This window comes from Thiorhodovibrio frisius, from assembly GCF_033954835.1.
Lineage (GTDB): Bacteria > Pseudomonadota > Gammaproteobacteria > Chromatiales > Chromatiaceae > Thiorhodovibrio > Thiorhodovibrio frisius.
In genome coordinates this window covers 4805513-4822999 of the sequence record NZ_CP121471.1, presented here as the reverse complement: position 1 = coordinate 4822999, position 17487 = coordinate 4805513, and the positions used below count along the sequence as shown (strand labels likewise).

The following is a 17487-nucleotide window of genomic DNA, read 5'->3' as shown; positions in this document are numbered from 1 at the left end:
CTTCTACGGCGAACCTGCCGTTGCGCCAACTTGATGACCGCAAAGCTCTACATCCAGACCCAGGGCTGCCAGATGAACGAATACGACTCCGGTCGTATCGCCGATCTTCTGCGCGAGTCCCACGGCATGATCCGGGTTGATCGGCCCGAGGATGCCGATGTCCTGGTGCTGAACACCTGCTCTATCCGCGAGAAGGCACAGGAGAAAGTCTTCTCCCTGCTCGGGCGCTGGCGCCCGCTCAAGGCCCGGCGACCTGACTTGGTCATCGGCGTGGGCGGCTGTGTCGCCAGTCAGGAAGGCGAGGCGCTGCGCGAGCGTGCGCCCTTTGTCGACCTGATTTTCGGTCCCCAGACTCTGCACCGCGTGCCTGCCATGCTCGACGCCCTGCGCGCGGAACGCAGCGGGGCGCCCAGCCAGCGCAGCGGTGCCCAGATTCAGCGCGGCGGGACGCGGATCGATGTCTCCTTCCCTGAGCTTGAAAAATTCGATCATCTGCCAACACCTCGGGCGGACGGGCCAAGCGCCTACGTCTCGGTGATGGAGGGCTGCTCGAAATACTGCACCTACTGCGTGGTGCCCTACACCCGTGGCCCCGAGGTTAGCCGACCTTTCGATGATGTCGTCGCCGAGGTGATGGCCTTAGCCTCGCAGGGCGTGCGTGAGATCAATCTGCTGGGGCAGAATGTCAACGCCTATTGTGGCCTGATGGACGACGGCGAGCCGGGTGATTTGGCGCTGTTGATTCACCAAGTGGCGGCCATCGAGGGCATTGAACGCATTCGCTTTACCACCTCGCATCCGGTGGAGTTTTCTGACGAGTTAATTGATGCCTACGCCGAGGTGCCCGAGCTGGTCGATTTTCTGCATCTGCCGGTGCAAAGCGGCTCGGATCGCATTCTGGCGCTGATGCAGCGCGGCCACACGGCGCTGGAGTATCGGGACAAAATTCGCCGCCTGCGTGCGGTGCGGCCCAATATCAGCATCGCCTCGGACTTTATTGTCGGCTTTCCGGGCGAGACCGAGGCAGATTTTGAGGCTACGCTCCAGCTCATTGAGGACATCGGCTTCGATCAGTCCTTCAGCTTCATCTTCAGCGCGCGCCCCGGTACCCCAGCGGCCAACTATCCGGATGACACCCCAGATGCCGTGAAGCAACAAAGGCTCGAACGCTTGCAGGCGCTGATCAACACCCAGGCCCAGGCCATCAGTCAATCCATGGTTGGTGGCGTCCAGCGCGTGCTGCTTGAGCGTCCGTCCAAACGCGACCCGGCGCAGCTGAGCGGGCGGACTGAAAACAACCGGGTGGTGAATCTCGACGCTCCGGGCGAGCTGCTCGGCTCCTTTGTCGATGTGTGCATCACCGAGGCGTTGCCCAATTCCCTGCGCGGCGAGTGTCTTCGCGAGGCAGGGGTCCCCCAGATTGAGCCCAGCAAGGCTGCCAGCATCGCCACCGGCACTTTCACCCTATCTTGACCAACCCCGCAGACAGTCTCGATCTCGAACTCGTGCCCGAGGACAACATCCGCCTGGCCAATCTGTGCGGGCAGTTCGACCAGCACCTGCGCTTGATCGAACGCCGGCTTGGCATCGAGATCAATAACCGTGGCATGAGTTTTCGTCTCATTGGCCAGGCCGCGACCCTGCCCCATGGCGAACAGTTGCTGCGCGATCTGTATGCCCTGACTGATGAGGAAATTCTCTCGCCCGAGACCGTGCATTTACACTTGCAGCAAACCTGGCAGCAAGCTGGACAGGAGTCAGGCATTGGTGCCGCCCTCAGCGAGGCCGAGCTGCCGGAGATTCTGATTAAAACCAAGCGTGGCCTGATCCGCGCGCGTGGCCCTAGCCAGCAGGCCTATCTGCACGCCATTTTGCGCCACGATATTAACTTTGGCATCGGCCCGGCCGGCACTGGCAAGACCTATCTAGCGGTGGCCAGCGCGGTTGAAGCGCTGGAGACCGAACGCGTGCGACGCCTGCTGTTGGTGCGCCCGGCGGTCGAGGCCGGCGAGCGCCTGGGCTTTCTGCCAGGCGACCTGGCGCAGAAGATCGACCCCTACCTGCGCCCGCTCTACGATGCGCTCTTTGAAATGCTCGGCTTCGAGCGGGTGAACAAACTCATCGAGCGCAATGTGATCGAAGTTGCGCCGCTGGCCTACATGCGTGGGCGCACCCTGAACGACGCCTTTATTATTCTCGACGAAGCCCAGAACACCACGCCTAAGCAGATGAAGATGTTTCTGACCCGCATTGGCTTCGGCTCCAAGGCCGTCGTTACTGGCGATGTCACCCAGGTCGATCTGCCACGCGGTCAGCCTTCGGGGCTGCGCCAGGCAGTCGATGTGCTGCGCGAGATTGAGGGCATCAGCTTCACCTTCTTCACCTCGCGGGATGTGGTGCGCCATTCCTTGGTGCAGCGCATCGTCAATGCCTACGATCATCACGATCAGCACCAACCAGACCTGGCCGCTGCCGGCTGAAACCGCCCATGCTTGCCAATCCCATGCCTAACGATCCCATGCTCACCGATCAGGCCCCAGCCTCCAAGTCCAGGGAGTCCCTTGCCAAAGACGCGGCCCCCTTGGTGCTCGATGTGCAGTGCGCCACTCTGGCAGAAGTACCGACGCAGGAAGATCTCGCGTGCTGGGCCAGTGCGGCTCTCCTCGCCGGACGGCCAACACCAGCGGCGACCGAAATGACCATTCGCCTGGTGGACGAGGCCGAAAGCGCCGCTCTGAACCGCACCTATCGTGGCCGGACGGGGCCGACCAATGTGCTGTCTTTTCCCTTTGAGCACCCGCCCGGCGCGCCCGCCACTGATCTGCTCGGCGATCTGGTCATCTGCGCGCCCGTGGTGATTGCCGAAGCTGCCGACCAGGATAAATCCCCCCGGGCGCATTGGGCGCACATGGTTGTGCATGGCACCCTGCATCTGCTCGGCCAGGATCACCAGAGCGACGAGCAAGCGTCGGCGATGGAAGCCTTGGAGACCCGTATTCTTACAGAAATTGGATTTGATACACCCTATGAATCAGGCAGTGGACCCGATGACCAGCGATCGACCGCGTAGCGGCAAGCCGCTTAGCGACTGGCGCAAACGTCTGTGCCAGTTGCTCGGCGGCGAGCCGCGCGACAAAAACCAACTGCTTGAAATTCTGCGCGATGCCGAGCGCCGCGCGCTGCTCGACCGCGATGGGCTGAGCATGATTGAGGGCGTGCTCCAGGTCGCCGACCTGCGCGCCGAGGACATCATGATCCCGCGCGCTGAAATGGTCACCGTCCGCCGCGACGCCTCGCTTGAGGAGATTCTTGCCATCGCGGTGGAATCTTCGCACTCGCGCTTCCCTGTCACCGGTGAGGACAAGGGCGAGGTGCTCGGTATTCTGCTGGCCAAGGACTTGCTGGCCTACTGCACCAAGTCCAACACCCGCCCGTTTAACATCCGCGACCACCTGCGCAGCGCCATTTTCGTGCCCGAGAGCAAGCGGCTGAACGTGCTGCTAAAGGAGTTTCGCGGCAGCCGCAATCACATGGCCATTGTGGTCGATGAATACGGCGCGGCCGCCGGCCTGGCCACCATTGAGGATGTGCTCGAGCAGATTGTCGGGGAAATCGAAGATGAGCACGACTTTGACGAAGGTGCTTTCATCTTTAAGCGCGGCCAGGGCGACTACACCGTGAAGGCCCGCACCAGCATCGAAGACTTTAACGAGTACTTCGGCAGCACGCTAAGCGGCGATGACGTCGATACCATCGGCGGGCTGGTGGTGCATGCGCTCGGCAAACTTCCGGTGCGCGGCGAGCGGGTCCAAATCGACGGCTTTCGTTTCACCGTGCTGCGCGCCGACAGCCGCCGCGTGCATCTGCTCAGTGTCCGTGCCTAGGTGATTTTGCCTTGAAGCAGCCGTTTTAGTCATTGTGATTCAACGGCGCAGCAAGTTTCGTGCCCGCCCTGAAGTCAGTCTTTGTCGCAATGCTCGGCTAGACTGAAGGTCGAGCCAATTACTGCGCTGTCCGGCTCAAGCCCTTCGCCGGGCTCTCATGCACCGACTCCCCGGAGGTCCGCCGTGTCCCAACCCGCCTTGCTGATTCCTAATCATGCCTCCCAGCGTCTGCCCAAACCCCGGCATATTCCTACCTGGACGTTAAACCTGAGCCCTATCGACCTGGAGCTCGAGCAAGGCCGGGAACTGCCTATCCTCGGCACGGTTGCCGCCGGTCTGCCGATAGAGGCGCTCGAAGACCGCGAGACCATTCGCGTCCCCGCGCACATGACCCGCAAAGCCAGCTATGCGCTGCGGGTGCGTGGTCACTCCATGACCGAAGACCAGATTCAGGACGGCGATATCATTATTGTCGAACAGCGCCAGAGTGTCGAAAACGGCGAGACAGTCGTTGCCCAGATCAACGGCGATCAGGTCACCCTCAAGCGGTTTTTCATCGAGCGCGACGGTATCCGCTTGCAGCCCGCGCACCCTGAGATGGCACCCATCTACCTGCGCCACGAGGATATTGAAATCCTCGGCATTGTCACCGGGGTCATGCGTTTGACGGGCTAGTTTGACGGCCTAGAAGGCCGCAGCCTTTAGAGGGCGAGGTTTTTCGCTCAGTAACGCCCGCCGGTTTTTAGCAGGTAGTTGCGCATTTCAGCGCTTTCCAAGTTCATGCGCATCAGGTTGCGGTGGGTGACGCAGAAGATCGCGCGCATGACCTTGTGTGCCAATCGCGGCGCTGGCTCGATCAGGGTGTCGAAGATCTCGGGTTCAAGTGACAGTACCAGGGTTTGTTCCGACCCCTGGTCCTCCGCGCGCAAGGCCGCGCGGCGCGGTGTTCCGTCAATGAAGGCGCGGGTGCCTGCACACTCGCCCGGGTGCATCAAATAAACGGTCTCCTCGCGCTCCCCGACCAGCTTGCAGACTTGCAGTCGGCCGCGGGCCAGTACAAAAAGGGTTCCGCGCTGCTCGTTTTCGGCGACCAAGGTCTCGCCCGGCTCGAGTGTGATCACTCCCATGAGCGCGGCCAGCTGGCTGGCCTGGTCCTTGTCGAGTTCGCCCCCCAGTACGGATTGGGACAGGGCTTGGATCTTTTCGGCATCTTTCATGGCGATTTTTCTCGATCAGTTCGTTGGTTTTGGGCGATTATTGCAGATCGAGCCGGTAAGTGTCTGCGGATCCGGCTGGCAGGTTTGGGTTCTGTAACACCAGGATTGAAAGCGAATCGGATGGCAAACAACAAGAACAGGCTTGGTTCGCAAGGGTCAGGGTCTCTGCGCGTTCTCGCCTCGGGCATTTTTGCCCTGGTGCTCACCATGGGCGTGGCCCGCTTTGCCTACACCCCAATGCTTGCCTACATGCAGGCACAAACAGGGCTGAGCGATGCGTTGGCCGGATGGCTGGCGGGGTGGAATTATCTCGGCTACCTGTCCGGGTTGCTGCTGATCACCGCGATGAAGGACCTGATGCTCAAGGACCGGCTCTATCGCATCGCCCTGGTGCTGGCGGTGTTGACCACCGCGATGATGGCGCTCGGCGACGCGCCCCTGCTGTGGGGCGTGAGCCGCTATCTGGCCGGACTTAGCACGGCGGGCGGGCTGATGCTGGGTTCCGGACTGATTCTGAATTGGCTCATCCGTCACGGCCACCGCAGCGAACTGGGCCTGCACTTCAGCGGCATTGGTCTTGGTATTTTGTTCGGTGCTTTGGTGGTGGAGCTGGCCGCGCTGGCGACAGACTGGCGCGGCCAATGGTGGCTGCTCACCGCCCTGGGCGCGTTGCTACTGGTGCCCGCTTGGGGCTGGTTGCCGCGACCGAACCAGGGCACTCCACTGGCGCCGCATCATAGCGCCGGCATTCAAGAACCCGGCCCCCTGTGGTTGTGGCTGCTGCAAGCGGCCTACCTGTGCGCGGGCTTTGGATATGTGGTCAATGCCACCTTTACTGTGCTGATTACCGAGCAACAACCGGCCTTGGCTGGACAAGGCGGTTTGATGTGGATGCTGGTCGGCCTGGCTGCCGCGCCCGCCCCGCTGCTCTGGGACCGTCTGGCGCGCCGCCTGGGTTATTTAAGCGCCCTGCAGTGGGGCTACGGACTGCAAATCCTTGGCATTCTGCTACCGGTCTTCAGCACCACCCTGGTCGCGGCCGTGATCAGCGCGATCCTGTTTGGCTTTACCTTTATTGGTATCGTCTCCCTGGTGCTGACCATGGTTGGCGTGCGCTATCCGGCGCACCCTGCCGCCATTATGGCGCGGCTGACGCTGGGCTATGGCGTGGCGCAGATCATCGCTCCGGTGGTGGCGGGGGAGTTGGCCGAGAGGACCGGACGCTTCGATCTGTCGCTGCTGATGGTCGCTGCCATCATGGTGCTGGGAATGGGCTGCCTGGTCGCAATGCGTCTGTTACCGCAGCGGGATGACTCAGACTGATCCTTGATACCAATCGTAAACGGATTTTCGGTTTTGGGTCGTCACCCGGCCCAGAACGAGCCGAAATCTCAGAGGGTTTCGGTATATTCGCGCGGTGATCGCCTCAGCGCTGGTTGTGAGCGACAATGGCGCCTTCTCTCTCACACTTCGGGAGCTTGCCGTCGATGAAACCCTCTTCTATCCTGTCCCTGCTGGTGTTGGCTGCGGTGCTGCTTGTGCTGTTTGACCGCCCGGCAACCAGTCCATCGCCCCAGATCCTTGCAACTGAGCCTGCGGTGGCTACCTCAACGCCACTCGAGCCGGTGCCCGCGCAGCCCAGCCCGGATGCTGCGCTGCGCAATAAGGCCCTGTCCGCCGGGCTCAAGCCACTGCCTGCCGGACCCGGTCCGGTCACCGGCAATGCGCTGACACCCGAGCGCATCGCACTCGGTCGGCAGTTGTTCTTTGAACCGCGCTTGTCCTCCAGCCACCTCATTAGCTGTCACACCTGCCATAACCTGGCGCTCGGTGGTGACGATAATTTGCCCACCTCGGTTGGGCACGGCTGGCAGCGCGGGCCGCGCAATGCGCCGACCGTCTACAACGCGGTTTACAACACAGCGCAGTTCTGGGACGGCCGCGCCGCAGATCTCAAAGCCCAGGCCAAAGGCCCGATTCAAGCGGCTGTCGAAATGGCGAATGCGCCGGAGCAGGCGGTCGCAACCCTGCGCAGCATGCCGGAGTACGTTGAGAATTTCACCAGCGCTTTTCCGGACGATCAAGACCCGCTGAGCTTCGATAATCTTACCAAGGCAATCGAAGCCTACGAGGCCACTTTAGTGACACCAAACGCACCCTTCGACCGTTGGCTGCAAGGCGAAGATGACGCGCTCAACCCACTGGCCAAGCAAGGCGTGGCGCGCTTTGTCGACAAGGGCTGTACCGCCTGCCATAACGGAGTGAATGTGGGCGGACAAGCGTATTTTCCCTTCGGGCTGATCCGCAAGCCCGCCGAGCGCATTCGCCCGCCGGCAGACAAGGGACGTTTTGCAGTGACGCATACGCCAAGCGATGAGTATGTCTTCCGTGCCGCGCCGCTGCGCAACATCGCACTGACCGCGCCCTATTTCCACTCCGGGCAGGTCTGGTCGCTGGAAGAGGCCATTGCCGTCATGGGCTCGGCCCAGCTTGGCGTTGACCTGACCGATGCGGACATTGCGCCCATTGCGGCCTTTCTGCACAGCCTGACCGGCGTGCCGCCGCAGATCGACTATCCCATGCTGCCGGTAGAAGCAGCCACGACACCCAAGCCGAGGCTGTAAAGCTCTTTGTCGTCACTATTGGGCGCTGCCCGCGCGGGCAGCGGCCTCATCCGACCCGGGTGGTCAGCCCGCCAGAGCTGGATAGTCGGTATAGCCTTCCGCCCCGCCGCCATAGAAAGTGGCTTGGTTCGGCTCGTTGTATGGGCCGTCGCGGCCGATCCGCTCGGGTAGATCCGGATTGGCCAGGAACAGCCGCCCGAAGGACACGCAATCCCCATCGCCGGCGGAGATGGTCGCGCGTGCCCGCTCTGGCGTGTAACCGCCATTCAACATCAGAGCACCATCGAAACGCTTTCGGGTGAAATCGCGCATCTGCTCCATGCGTGGCTCGGCGCCGGCCATGACATCGGTATCGGCAATCTCTAGCACGGCAATGCCCAGGCGGTTGAGATGAGCGGCGACGGTGCCGAAGGTGTCGGCGGGGTTGGCATCGGCCATGCCGTTCAGGCCAAACAGCGGGGAGAGACGCACACTGACGCGCCCTGCCGGCACCTCGGCTAGCACCGCGTCCATCACCTCAAACAACAGCCGGCAGCGATTGGTCAAGCTGCCACCATAGCCGTCGGTACGGGTGTTGGTGTTGCTGGCGAGGAACTGATGCAGCAGATAGCCATTGGCGCTGTGCACCTGCACGCCGTCAAAGCCGGCCGCCATGGCGTTGCGCGCCGCGCGGGCGTAGTCGTCGATAGTGGATTTGATCTCAGCCGCGGTCATGGCCTGCGGCGGGGAGACCGGTGTCAGACCGCCACGGCCTTCGGCATCGACAGTGAACACTTGGCAACTATCACAGCGGATGGCCGAGGGCGCACGCGGCGCCTCGCCTGGATGCAGGGACTCATGCGACATGCGCCCGCAATGCCACAGCTGCAGCAACATGCGCCCGCCGGCGGCATGCACGGCATCGGTCACCAGACGCCAGCCGGCGACTTGCTGGTCGGTATAAATCCCGGGCGTCAGTGCATAGCCGGTGGCGATCTGGGAGATATTGGTCGCCTCTGACAGGATCAGTCCCGCACCGGCGCGCTGGGCGTAGTAATCAGCATTCAGCTGTCTGGGCACATTGCCCGGCTGCCCGGCACGCGAGCGCGTCAGGGGCGCGAGAACGATGCGATTGGGCAGCTCGAGCTCTCCGGCTGTCAGCGGGGAAAACAATGGATCATCGGCGCGTTCAGTCATTCTCATCTCTCCTGGAGGTTGCAAGTGTCCATCCAGATTAGAAGCTCAGGCGCCAAGTGTCATCAGGAAAACTACCAATCGCAAACGCGTTTTCGGTTTTGGATCGGGTGATGGACGTGGGGGGCTCGGCCGCGTCAGCTCGCTGCGCCCCTTGAGCTTCTGCAACAGACTGGGCTGACCAAAATTGGAGGATTACCAAATTGTCATGCTCCGGGACTTGCCGAGAGTTGGCTCTCTGCATTAGAACTTGCGCCGCTGGGCGGATGCTGAGGGTCGCTTGAGCGATATCTGATCGATTCATTTCCCAGGTTAGCCGGGACCATGAGCCTTGGTGCGATGCCTGCGATTCGCCGCAAGAATGCTAAGGAGAGACGCGATGATCGAAGTACGGGATCTGAGCCGCCAGTATGGCGTGCTCAAGGCAGTTGACCGGGTGTCCTTTGACATCGGTCGCCGCGAGATTGTTGGCTTGCTGGGCCACAATGGGGCCGGCAAGACGACCATCATGAAAATGCTGACCGGCTTTCTGGAGCCGAGCGGCGGCACCATTCGCATCGCCGGGCTCGACATTGCCGCCCCAGGCCGTCAAGGGCGCCGCGCGGTGCAGCGCCACATCGGCTACCTGCCAGAGAACTGCCCGCTGTATCCGGACATGACAGTGCTTGATCACCTTGACTACCAGGCGGCGTTGCGCGGCATTTCAGGCACAGCGCGCGCGCAAGCCATCCGCCGCGCTATCGCGCGCACCGCGCTTGAGGCAAAGGCGACCGCTCAGGTGGCGACCATGTCGCGCGGCTATCGCCAGCGCCTGGGCGTGGCGCAGGCCATCCTGCACGAGCCGGACATCCTGGTTCTGGACGAACCGACCAATGGGCTCGACCCGTCCCAGATTCAGCACATGCGCGAGCTGATCCGCGAGTTGGCCGAGGCGGCGACGGTGATTGTCTCCACCCACATCCTGCAAGAAGTCGATGCCATCTGCGAGCGAGTGCTGATCATGCGCGCCGGGCACCTGGCGCTGGATTGCAAGCTCGGCGAGCTGGCCGGTGCACCGCGACTGCTGGTGACCCTGGATCAGGCCGAAGACAGCGCCCGCGAAGCCTTGGCTGCGGCCGAAGGCGTGACCGACTTCGAGCGACTGGCCGCCAAGGATGGCCCAACGGAACAACACAGCTATGCGCTCGGCACCACAGATGCCACTGCGCTGGCACCGCGCATTGCCCGGCTGGTCAACGAACGCGGCTGGTCGCTGTATCGCCTGGAGCCGGAACAGCATGATCTGGAAGCCCTGTTCAAGGCGGTGTCGAGTGCCGAGCCGCCCGTCGGGGCGCCGGCCTCGGCCCGGACAACCGCCCCGGAGGTGACCCATGTCTGAGATCACGCGCATCGCCCGCAAGGAGCTGTCGTCCTTTTTTGGCTCCCCGGTGGCCTATCTGTTCATCGGCGCCTTTCTGGCCGCCTGTCTGTTCGTGTTTTTCTGGGCCGAGGGCTTCTTTGCCCGCAATATTGCCGACACCCGGCCCCTGTTCGACTGGATGCCGGTGTTGCTGATTTTCCTTGCCGCCGCGCTGACCATGCGCCTGTGGAGCGAGGAGCGCCGCGCCGGCACCTTCGAGCTGCTCGCCACCTTGCCGGTGGCGACCTGGCGGCTGGTGCTGGGCAAGTTCCTGGCTGCCTGGGCGCTGGTCGCCGTGGCTCTGGCGCTGACCTGGCCGCTGCCCATCACCGTCGCCATCCTCGGGCCGCTCGACTGGGGTCCGGTGTTTGGCGCCTATCTGGCCACCCTGCTGCTGGCGGCGTCCTATCTGGCGATTGGCCTGTTCGTTTCGGCACGCACGGATAATCCCATCGTGGCGCTGATCGGCACGGTGCTGATCTGTGCGGTCTTCTATTTGATCGGCTCCCCGGCCCTGACCGCTCTGGTCGGGCACAGCGGCGGCGAGCTGCTGCGCCTGCTCGGCAGCGGCTCACGCTTCGCGTCCATCAACCGGGGCGTGATCGACCTGCGCGATCTCTACTACTACCTGAGCATTGTTGGCGTCTTCCTGGCCCTGACCATCTACAGCCTGGAGCGCCTGCGCTGGGCGGCGGATTCTGATCGGCCCGCTGCGCATCATCGCTGGAGTCTGATCGTCGGGCTCACCGCCGCCAATCTGCTCGCGGCCAACCTGTGGCTGCAACAGGCCACCGAGCTGCGTGCAGATCTGACCGCCGGCCATCTCTACAGCATCTCGGAGGCGACCGAGAACTATCTCGGCCAGCTTGAGGAGCCGCTGCTGATTCGCGGCTATTTCAGCGCCGACACCCACCCGCTGCTTGCGCCTCTGGTGCCCCGGTTGCGCGATCTGCTGCGCGAGTATCAGGTGGCCGGCAAGGGTAAGGTGCAAGTGGAATTTGTCGATCCGGCCGAGTCGCCGGAGCTGGAGCGCGAGGCCGGCGAGCAGTATGGCATCCAGCCGGTCGCCTTCCAGACGGAGACCAAGTATCAGGCCTCGGTGGTCAATTCCTACTTCGACATTCTGGTCAAGTACGGCGATGAATACACCACACTCAGCTTCCGCGATTTGATCGATGTCAAAGCGCGTGGCGAGACCGATCTGGACGTGCAACTGCGCAATCCGGAGTATGACCTGACCCGCGCGATCAAAAAGGTGCTCTACGGCTATCAGGGCGGCGGCGATCTGTTCGCCGGCGCCTCTGGAAGCCAGGGGGAACCCATCGGCCTGCGCGCCTTCGTCTCCGCCCCCGATGCCCTGCCCGAGCCCTTGCCGGCGTTGCGCGAGGATCTTGAGGCTGTCGCGACCGACTTGTCCGCCCAGGGCGGTGAGCGCTTCAAGTTTGAGATCACCGATCCGGCCACCGATCCGGCGTTGGCCGACGACATCGCCGAACGCTATGGCATTGCGCCGCTGATTCTGGATCTGCTCAATCCCACGCCCTTCTATTTCTCGCTGGTGCTGGAGCAAGGCGGAACCGCCGTGCCCGTGCCTCTGCCCGAAACCCTGGACAAAGCCGGCCTGGAGCGCGTGTTGGAAGCTGGCATCAAGCGTTTTGCGCCCGGCGTACTGCGCACCCTCGCGCTCTACACGCCGGAGCCCAGCGGAGGTGGCTTCATGGGTGCACCGGCGGGGCCGGGCTATCAGCTGTTGCAGGAGAGTCTGAGCGAGAGCTTCAACCTGCGTCCGACCGATCTCGCCGATGGCTTTGTGCCGGGTGATGCTGACCTGCTGCTGGTGGTCGCGCCCAAGGATTTCAACGACAGGCAGCGCTTCGTGATCGATCAGTTCCTGATGCAGGGCGGCACCGTGGTCATGGCCGCCTCGCCCTACGATGTTGATCTGAGCGGCGGGGAGATCAACGCCAGCATCCAGACCACCGGACTTGAGGACTGGCTGGCGCACCTCGGCCTTGAATTTGAGCCTGCGCTGGTGCTCGACCCGCGCAACACGCCTTTTCCGATTCCGGTGCAGCGCGATCTTGGCGGCTTCCTGGTCGAGGAGATACAGACGCTCGACTATCCCTACTTCCCCGACCTGCGCGGCGACAGCCTGTCGGCCGACAGCGGCATCACCGCCAACCTCGGGCAGTTGACCATGAACTGGGCCTCACCGATTCGCATCCATCAAGCCGAAGAAGACAGCGCCGAGCACCCCATGGGAGCGGCTTCAGCCGCGACCGGCGCCGCCAGCAAGACCAAGCCCGCCGACCTGGCCGGCCGCATCCAAACCCTGCTGCAAAGCTCAGCTGCCGCCTGGACCAGCGCCTCGACCGACATGCAGCCGGACTTTGAGGCGCATGGCGCGCTTGGCTTCCCGAAAGGCGACGACATCGGCCGCAAGACGCTCGCCGTCGCCGTTCGCGGACCTTTCCAGTCGGCCTTTGCCGGTCAGCCCTCACCATTGCTCAACGACCAAACGGGCGCCACCGACGACGCATCTGATGCGCTTGATGCGCTCGACGACCCACTTGATGATCCGCTCGACGAGGCCGTTGAGCCAGACGCCGACGGGACAGCCGCGCCCGAGGACAAGAAACCCGTGATTTCGGGCGTGGTCGCCCATTCCCCGGCCGCCTCGCGCCTGATCCTGATCGGCTCGGCCAGCTTCCTGACCGACACCGCCATCAGCCTGGCCTCCGAGGCGACCCAAAGCGGCTATCTGAAACCACTGGAATTCATCCAGAACGCCGTCGAATGGTCGCTCGAAGATCGCGGCCTGCTCGCCCTGCGCGGACGCGGCCAGTTCAGTCGACTGCTGGAGCCGGGCGGGCGCGATAGCCGCATGTTCTGGGAATATCTCAACTACATCCTGGCCTTGGGCGGACTGGTGCTGGTGTATGTCGTGCATCGCATCCTGCGCCGACGCCACGAACAGGCCCAGGCGGCCATGCTGGAGGGCTGAACCATGACCAAGACCATCCTCAACCCATCCAGGAGGCCGGGCGACTCAGGCTGGCCCGCAGTCCTCCGCACCCCGGCGGTCATCGGGCTTGCGGCCCTGCTCGCGGTGCAGCTCTTGCTCGCCGCCGTCAGCGGCGCCGTCAGCGGCGGTAGCAGTCGCCTGGCGCCCGCCGCGACCGACACACCGTTTGCGGCCTTCGACGCCGAACAGATCGAGCGCATCGAGGTCACCACGCCGGACAGCGAAGCACCGCTGCTATTAAGCCGCACGGACACCAGCTGGACCATCCCGGCCCTCGGCGACTTCCCGGCCGAGGCCACGCGCGTCGACCAACTGCTCGACGCCCTGGCCGGCCTGCATCGCCCGCTGCCGATCGCAACCAGCGCGGAGGCGCGGGAACGCTTCAAGGTCGCGGATGACGCCTTCGAGGAGCGCATCGTATTGAGCGACGGCCAAGGGGCCGTCTCCACACTGATCCTCGGCGACTCCCCCGGCTTCCGTCGCCGCTATCTGCGCCCGGCGGGAGACGACAGCATCTATGATGTGCGCTTCGAGGTCTTCAACCTGTCCGATCGGTCCAGCGACTGGATCGCGCACGACCGGCTGCAACTGGAACCTAACCAGATCCAGCGCATCGCCACCAACGACTGGACCCTGACCAAAGACGGCGAGACTTGGCGCCTGACCGGAGCCGACGGAGAGCTTGATCAGGCCAAGGTCGACGAACTGCTCAGCACCCTGGCCAATCTCAGCTACCGCGACGTCCTCGGCACCGAAGCGCCCGAAGATTTCGACCCCGCGGCCCCGCTGCTCGCGCTCGACATCGACCTCGCCGAAGGCGACAGCCGGCGGTATCTGATCGCCGAGCAACCAAGCGAAGCAGAAGACGCCGGCAAAAACTTTGTGCTAAAAGCTGACAACCAGCCGTACTACTTCCTGCTGTCGGAATTCGACCTCCAACCACTGGTCGAAACCAAGGCGACAGACCTGATTCAGCCGCCCGAGTCAGCCGGAGCGCAAGCGGCATCTGACCCTGCCGACACGGAAAACGCGCCGGTGCGGCAAGGTCCCATGCCGCCGAGTCCCTAAGCGCGGGGGACTGAACCAGCGGGAGTTCGTCTGCAGATTCCTATACCCTATCGTTGCTGATCGACAAGCTGGAGGACAAGAGGCAGCACCCGCCACTCAAGAGCCGACGAAACGGATGCCCGATACCAGCTTCAACTACCTGACCGCCGATAAGACGGACCTCTACCGGACCCTGATGCGGGCCTTCTCAGAGGCCAAGGAACATTTCCTGGTCCATCTGCGTCCGGAAGATGTGCTCGATCACGTCAGGCGCGACGGCCGGCAACTCGACATCGATGCCGTCCAGGCCGCGCTCGGCCAGCTGGTCGAATGGGGCAACCTCCAGGCCGAGCCCGACACCAGCCGGGTCACCACGGTCGAGGACTTCTACCGCGCCCGCTATCTCTACCAGATCACCCGCGAGGGCGAGGCCGCCCAGGCTGCCCTGGCCACCTATGAGCGCATGCTTGGACATCATGGCGCCCTCCAGTCTGTGGCCCTGGCCGACATCGCCAGCCAGTTGCGTGCCTTGCGGACCCTGCTCGACACCCAGGACAGCGAGGCCGGGCTCGATAGCGCCAAGGCGCACCTGCTCTTGCGCGACATCACCCGGGTCTTTACCGATCTTGCCGACAATGCCCGCGACTTCATGGCCGGACTGGCACGAGGGCTCGATCTGCGCCGGGCCGAGCGGGCGGCCTTCATCGACTACAAGGATCGTCTGCTGGACTATCTGCGTCGATTCATCGGCGACCTGGTGACGCGATCCGCCGAGATCGCCGGGCTGATCCTCGACATCCAGCAGCATCCGGCCTTCCAGCCCCTGCTGGAGCGGATCGCCGAGCGCGATGCCGCCGACCTGGCCCCGGCGCCCGGTCTGGACGCCGCCGAGCCCACTCAGCTCGACCCGGTCCTGGATCGGGCCAAAATGCTCGACGAATGGCAGGCCCGCTGGTCCGGGCTTGAGGCCTGGTTCATCGGCGCGGCGGACCGACCGTCCCAGGCGGAGCTGCTGCGCTCCCGCGCTCGGCGGGCCATCTCCGATCTGGTCGACGCCGTGGTCCAGCTCAACGAGCGCCGGCTCGGGCGCAGCGACCGCTCCGCCGACTATCGCACTCTGGCCGCCTGGTTCATGGACTGCAAGACTGATGCCGAGGCCCATCGGCTCTGGCGCGCCGCCTTCGGGCTGACCCCGGCGCGCCATCTGGGCATCGACGACGACAGCCTGCAGGCCGGCGCCGAGGAGCCGGTGCCGCCGTCGCGCCCCTGGGCCGAGGCGCCGCCGCTGCGAATCAGCCCGCGTCTGCGCGAAACCGGCAGCCACGCCAAGCGCGGCGTCCCGCCCAAGGTCCGGGACCGCAGCGCGGATAAGCAAAAGCTCCGGGCGCGGCTGGATCGGGAGAGCCTCCAGGCGCGCGACGCCCGCCGCCGTCTGGCGACCGGCGAGGAGACCCGGCTCAGCGCGATCGGACGTCTGGATCCGGCCAGCTTCGACCTCTTCCTGCGTCTGCTCGGCGAGGCCCTGGCGGCCACCCGGGATCCGGAGCAGGCCGTGCAGACGGTCACTGGCGACGGCACCATCGACATCCATCTGGAGCCACTGGGACCCGAGACCCGCGCGGTCATCGAGACCCCGGACGGGGCCTTCGGCGGCCGCGACTATCGGGTGCGCATGACCGATCTGGAGGCCGGGGCCATCCCAAGCCCGCAGACTGAGCGGACGCCAGCGCGGAATCCGGCGCCAGGCGACGAGGCCGCCGTATGAGCCAGACCAGCCTCGAACCCAAGCTCGAACTGGGCGACCGTCTCTCCCAGCTCAGAGAGGACGAGCGGCGCCGGGCCCTGCGCGCCCTGCTGATGCAGCCGCTGCTCTATGCCGATCACCCGGCCTACCGACTGGTCAAACGCCATATCGACTGGCTCAGGGACTGGCTGAACAGCGAGACCCGCTGGGACCTGCGTCTTGAAGCCGACTTCGCACGCCTGGCCAAGACCGCGCCCGAGCACGACGACGGCAGCCGCGCCGCCCGCCCCGGCAAACGCCCGGTGGACCTGGACTTCACGCGCCGCCGCTACGCCCTCCTGTGCCTGGTGTTGGCGGGCCTGGAGCGCGGCGAGATGCAGAGCACCCTGGGGCGTCTGGGCAAGGCCGCTATGGACCAGTCCGCCGAGCCTGCCATCCAGGCCAGCGGGCTGGTGTTCGAGCTGCGCAGCCAAGAAGATCGCCGCGACCTGGTGGCCGTCGTCCGTCTCCTGCTGAATCTCGGCGTGCTGGTCCGAGTGGCCGGCAGCGAAGACGCCTATATCCGGAACGAGACCAAGGACGTCCTCTACGACATCGACCGTCACGTGCTCTCCGCGCTCCTGGTGACCCGGCGCGGCCCCTCCCTGGTCGATACCCTGGAACAGCCAGCGGATTCACTCGACCAGCGCATCGGCGCCATCACCGCCCGCTTCGTCGCCGACACCCCCGAGGCCCGCAACCGCGAGCTGCGCCAGCGCCTCACCGAGCGTCTGCTCGACGACCCGGTGCTCTATTACGACGAACTGGACGAGGACGAACGGGCCTATCTGTTCAACCAGCGTCACGCCATCGTCCAGCGCATCCAGGAGGCCACCGGACTGGTCCCCGAGATGCGCGCCGAGGGCATCGCCATGGTCGACCCGGAGGGCGACCTCGCCGACCAGCGCATGCCCTCCGAGGGCACCGAGGGACACATCACCCTATTGATGGCCGGACATCTCGCGGAGCGCCTGTCCCAAGATCAAGCGCAATCCTGGACCAGCCTCCATGACGCCTATCGGGGCTGGACCGAGCAGTTCGGACGCTACTGGAAGAAGGCCGCCAAGGAGCCCGATGCCGGACAATCCTTCTGCCGGGAGGCCGCCGAGCGATTGGCTGGCCTGGGCTTGGCCAGGCTCGAATCCGACGGCGTTTGCCCCCTCCCGGCCATCGCCCGTTATGCGGTGGAAGCGCCGCGGATTAGCCGAGTTGCAAGACTGGATGACTGATCCGAGGTCCAATCGGGAGTGGTGGGAGAACAAGATCGCCCCGAATCGAGCGCGAGACGCAAGATACGGATGCTCGGCTCCAGATCAGCGGGTGGTGCGTCCTCCA

The 17487-nt window shown here is 64.2% G+C and carries 14 protein-coding genes; 12 read left to right on the top strand and 2 right to left on the bottom strand.

Annotated elements, in window-relative coordinates; translation table 11 throughout:
* The first annotated feature begins 33 nt into the window (after positions 1–33).
* The 5 genes from miaB to lexA all read left to right on the top strand — a co-directional run bounded on the left by miaB (position 34) and on the right by lexA (position 4559).
* Positions 34–1473, top strand: coding sequence for a tRNA (N6-isopentenyl adenosine(37)-C2)-methylthiotransferase MiaB (miaB, locus tag Thiofri_RS22010; RefSeq protein ID WP_009148594.1), 1440 nt, complete (start codon positions 34–36; stop codon positions 1471–1473).
* Entirely contained in the window at positions 1470–2480 is a 1011-nt protein-coding gene (locus Thiofri_RS22005; protein ID WP_009148593.1) for a PhoH family protein, read from the top strand. Before miaB ends, Thiofri_RS22005 begins: the two co-directional genes overlap by 4 nt.
* 8 nt (positions 2481–2488) lie before the next feature.
* Positions 2489–3070, top strand: coding sequence for an rRNA maturation RNase YbeY (ybeY, locus tag Thiofri_RS22000; RefSeq protein WP_009148592.1), 582 nt, complete (start codon positions 2489–2491; stop codon positions 3068–3070).
* Positions 3048–3884 carry an HlyC/CorC family transporter gene (locus Thiofri_RS21995; RefSeq protein WP_040855764.1) on the top strand — a complete coding sequence of 279 codons (837 nt, stop codon included), beginning with the start codon at positions 3048–3050 and terminating at the stop codon, positions 3882–3884. Before ybeY ends, Thiofri_RS21995 begins: the two co-directional genes overlap by 23 nt.
* A gap of 183 nt (positions 3885–4067) precedes the next feature.
* On the top strand, positions 4068–4559 hold the full coding sequence (gene lexA / locus Thiofri_RS21990; protein WP_009148590.1) for a transcriptional repressor LexA: 492 nt from the start codon (positions 4068–4070) through the stop codon (positions 4557–4559).
* A 47-nt stretch (positions 4560–4606) separates the two neighbouring features.
* On the opposite strand, the gene Thiofri_RS21985 is transcribed toward lexA, so the two are convergent.
* The gene (locus Thiofri_RS21985; protein ID WP_009148589.1) at positions 4607–5101 is read right to left on the bottom strand and encodes a cyclic nucleotide-binding domain-containing protein; all 495 of its coding nucleotides are present in this window, start codon (positions 5099–5101) and stop codon (positions 4607–4609) included.
* A gap of 120 nt (positions 5102–5221) precedes the next feature.
* Between Thiofri_RS21985 and Thiofri_RS21980 the strand changes: the two genes are divergently transcribed.
* Positions 5222–6424, top strand: a complete 1203-nt coding sequence (locus Thiofri_RS21980) for a YbfB/YjiJ family MFS transporter (RefSeq protein ID WP_009148588.1) — start codon at positions 5222–5224, stop codon at positions 6422–6424.
* 164 nt (positions 6425–6588) lie between these two features.
* Entirely contained in the window at positions 6589–7725 is a 1137-nt protein-coding gene (locus tag Thiofri_RS21975; protein WP_009148587.1) for a cytochrome-c peroxidase, read from the top strand.
* 63 nt (positions 7726–7788) lie between these two features.
* Here Thiofri_RS21975 and Thiofri_RS21970 read toward each other — a convergent pair whose 3' ends face one another.
* Positions 7789–8901: an alkene reductase gene (locus Thiofri_RS21970; protein ID WP_009148586.1), complete on the bottom strand. Its 1113-nt coding sequence runs from the start codon at positions 8899–8901 to the stop codon at positions 7789–7791.
* 376 nt (positions 8902–9277) lie between these two features.
* Between Thiofri_RS21970 and Thiofri_RS21965 the strand changes: the two genes are divergently transcribed.
* The 5 genes from Thiofri_RS21965 (at position 9278) to Thiofri_RS21945 (ending at position 17381) form a co-directional block, all read left to right on the top strand.
* Positions 9278–10276, top strand: a complete 999-nt coding sequence (locus tag Thiofri_RS21965; protein WP_009148585.1) for an ATP-binding cassette domain-containing protein — start codon at positions 9278–9280, stop codon at positions 10274–10276.
* Positions 10269–13301, top strand: a complete 3033-nt coding sequence (locus tag Thiofri_RS21960) for a Gldg family protein (protein WP_009148584.1) — start codon at positions 10269–10271, stop codon at positions 13299–13301. Before Thiofri_RS21965 ends, Thiofri_RS21960 begins: the two co-directional genes overlap by 8 nt.
* Before the next feature lie 3 nt (positions 13302–13304).
* Positions 13305–14390, top strand: coding sequence for a DUF4340 domain-containing protein (locus Thiofri_RS21955; protein WP_009148583.1), 1086 nt, complete (start codon positions 13305–13307; stop codon positions 14388–14390).
* Between the two features lie 115 nt (positions 14391–14505).
* Entirely contained in the window at positions 14506–16134 is a 1629-nt protein-coding gene (locus Thiofri_RS21950; protein ID WP_009148582.1) for a TIGR02677 family protein, read from the top strand.
* Positions 16131–17381, top strand: a complete 1251-nt coding sequence (locus tag Thiofri_RS21945; RefSeq protein WP_009148581.1) for a TIGR02678 family protein — start codon at positions 16131–16133, stop codon at positions 17379–17381. The genes Thiofri_RS21950 and Thiofri_RS21945 overlap by 4 nt, the downstream gene beginning before the upstream one ends.
* The last annotated feature ends 106 nt before the right edge of the window (positions 17382–17487 follow it).

Bases quoted from the DNA above. Each gene is read 5' to 3' on its own strand.
- Thiofri_RS21985 (WP_009148589.1), bottom strand. From the start codon at position 5,101: ATGAAAGATGCCGAAAAGATCCAAGCCCTGTCCCAATCCGTACTGGGG.
- Thiofri_RS21975 (WP_009148587.1), top strand. From the start codon at position 6,589: ATGAAACCCTCTTCTATCCTGTCCCTGCTGGTGTTGGCTGCGGTGCTG.
- Thiofri_RS21945 (WP_009148581.1), top strand. From the start codon at position 16,131: ATGAGCCAGACCAGCCTCGAACCCAAGCTCGAACTGGGCGACCGTCTC.
- Thiofri_RS21955 (WP_009148583.1), top strand. From the start codon at position 13,305: ATGACCAAGACCATCCTCAACCCATCCAGGAGGCCGGGCGACTCAGGC.
- Thiofri_RS21970 (WP_009148586.1), bottom strand. From the start codon at position 8,901: ATGACTGAACGCGCCGATGATCCATTGTTTTCCCCGCTGACAGCCGGA.
- Thiofri_RS21980 (WP_009148588.1), top strand. From the start codon at position 5,222: ATGGCAAACAACAAGAACAGGCTTGGTTCGCAAGGGTCAGGGTCTCTG.
- Thiofri_RS21960 (WP_009148584.1), top strand. From the start codon at position 10,269: ATGTCTGAGATCACGCGCATCGCCCGCAAGGAGCTGTCGTCCTTTTTT.
- miaB (WP_009148594.1), top strand. From the start codon at position 34: ATGACCGCAAAGCTCTACATCCAGACCCAGGGCTGCCAGATGAACGAA.
- Thiofri_RS21965 (WP_009148585.1), top strand. From the start codon at position 9,278: ATGATCGAAGTACGGGATCTGAGCCGCCAGTATGGCGTGCTCAAGGCA.
- Thiofri_RS21950 (WP_009148582.1), top strand. From the start codon at position 14,506: ATGCCCGATACCAGCTTCAACTACCTGACCGCCGATAAGACGGACCTC.
- ybeY (WP_009148592.1), top strand. From the start codon at position 2,489: ATGCTTGCCAATCCCATGCCTAACGATCCCATGCTCACCGATCAGGCC.
- Thiofri_RS21995 (WP_040855764.1), top strand. From the start codon at position 3,048: ATGACCAGCGATCGACCGCGTAGCGGCAAGCCGCTTAGCGACTGGCGC.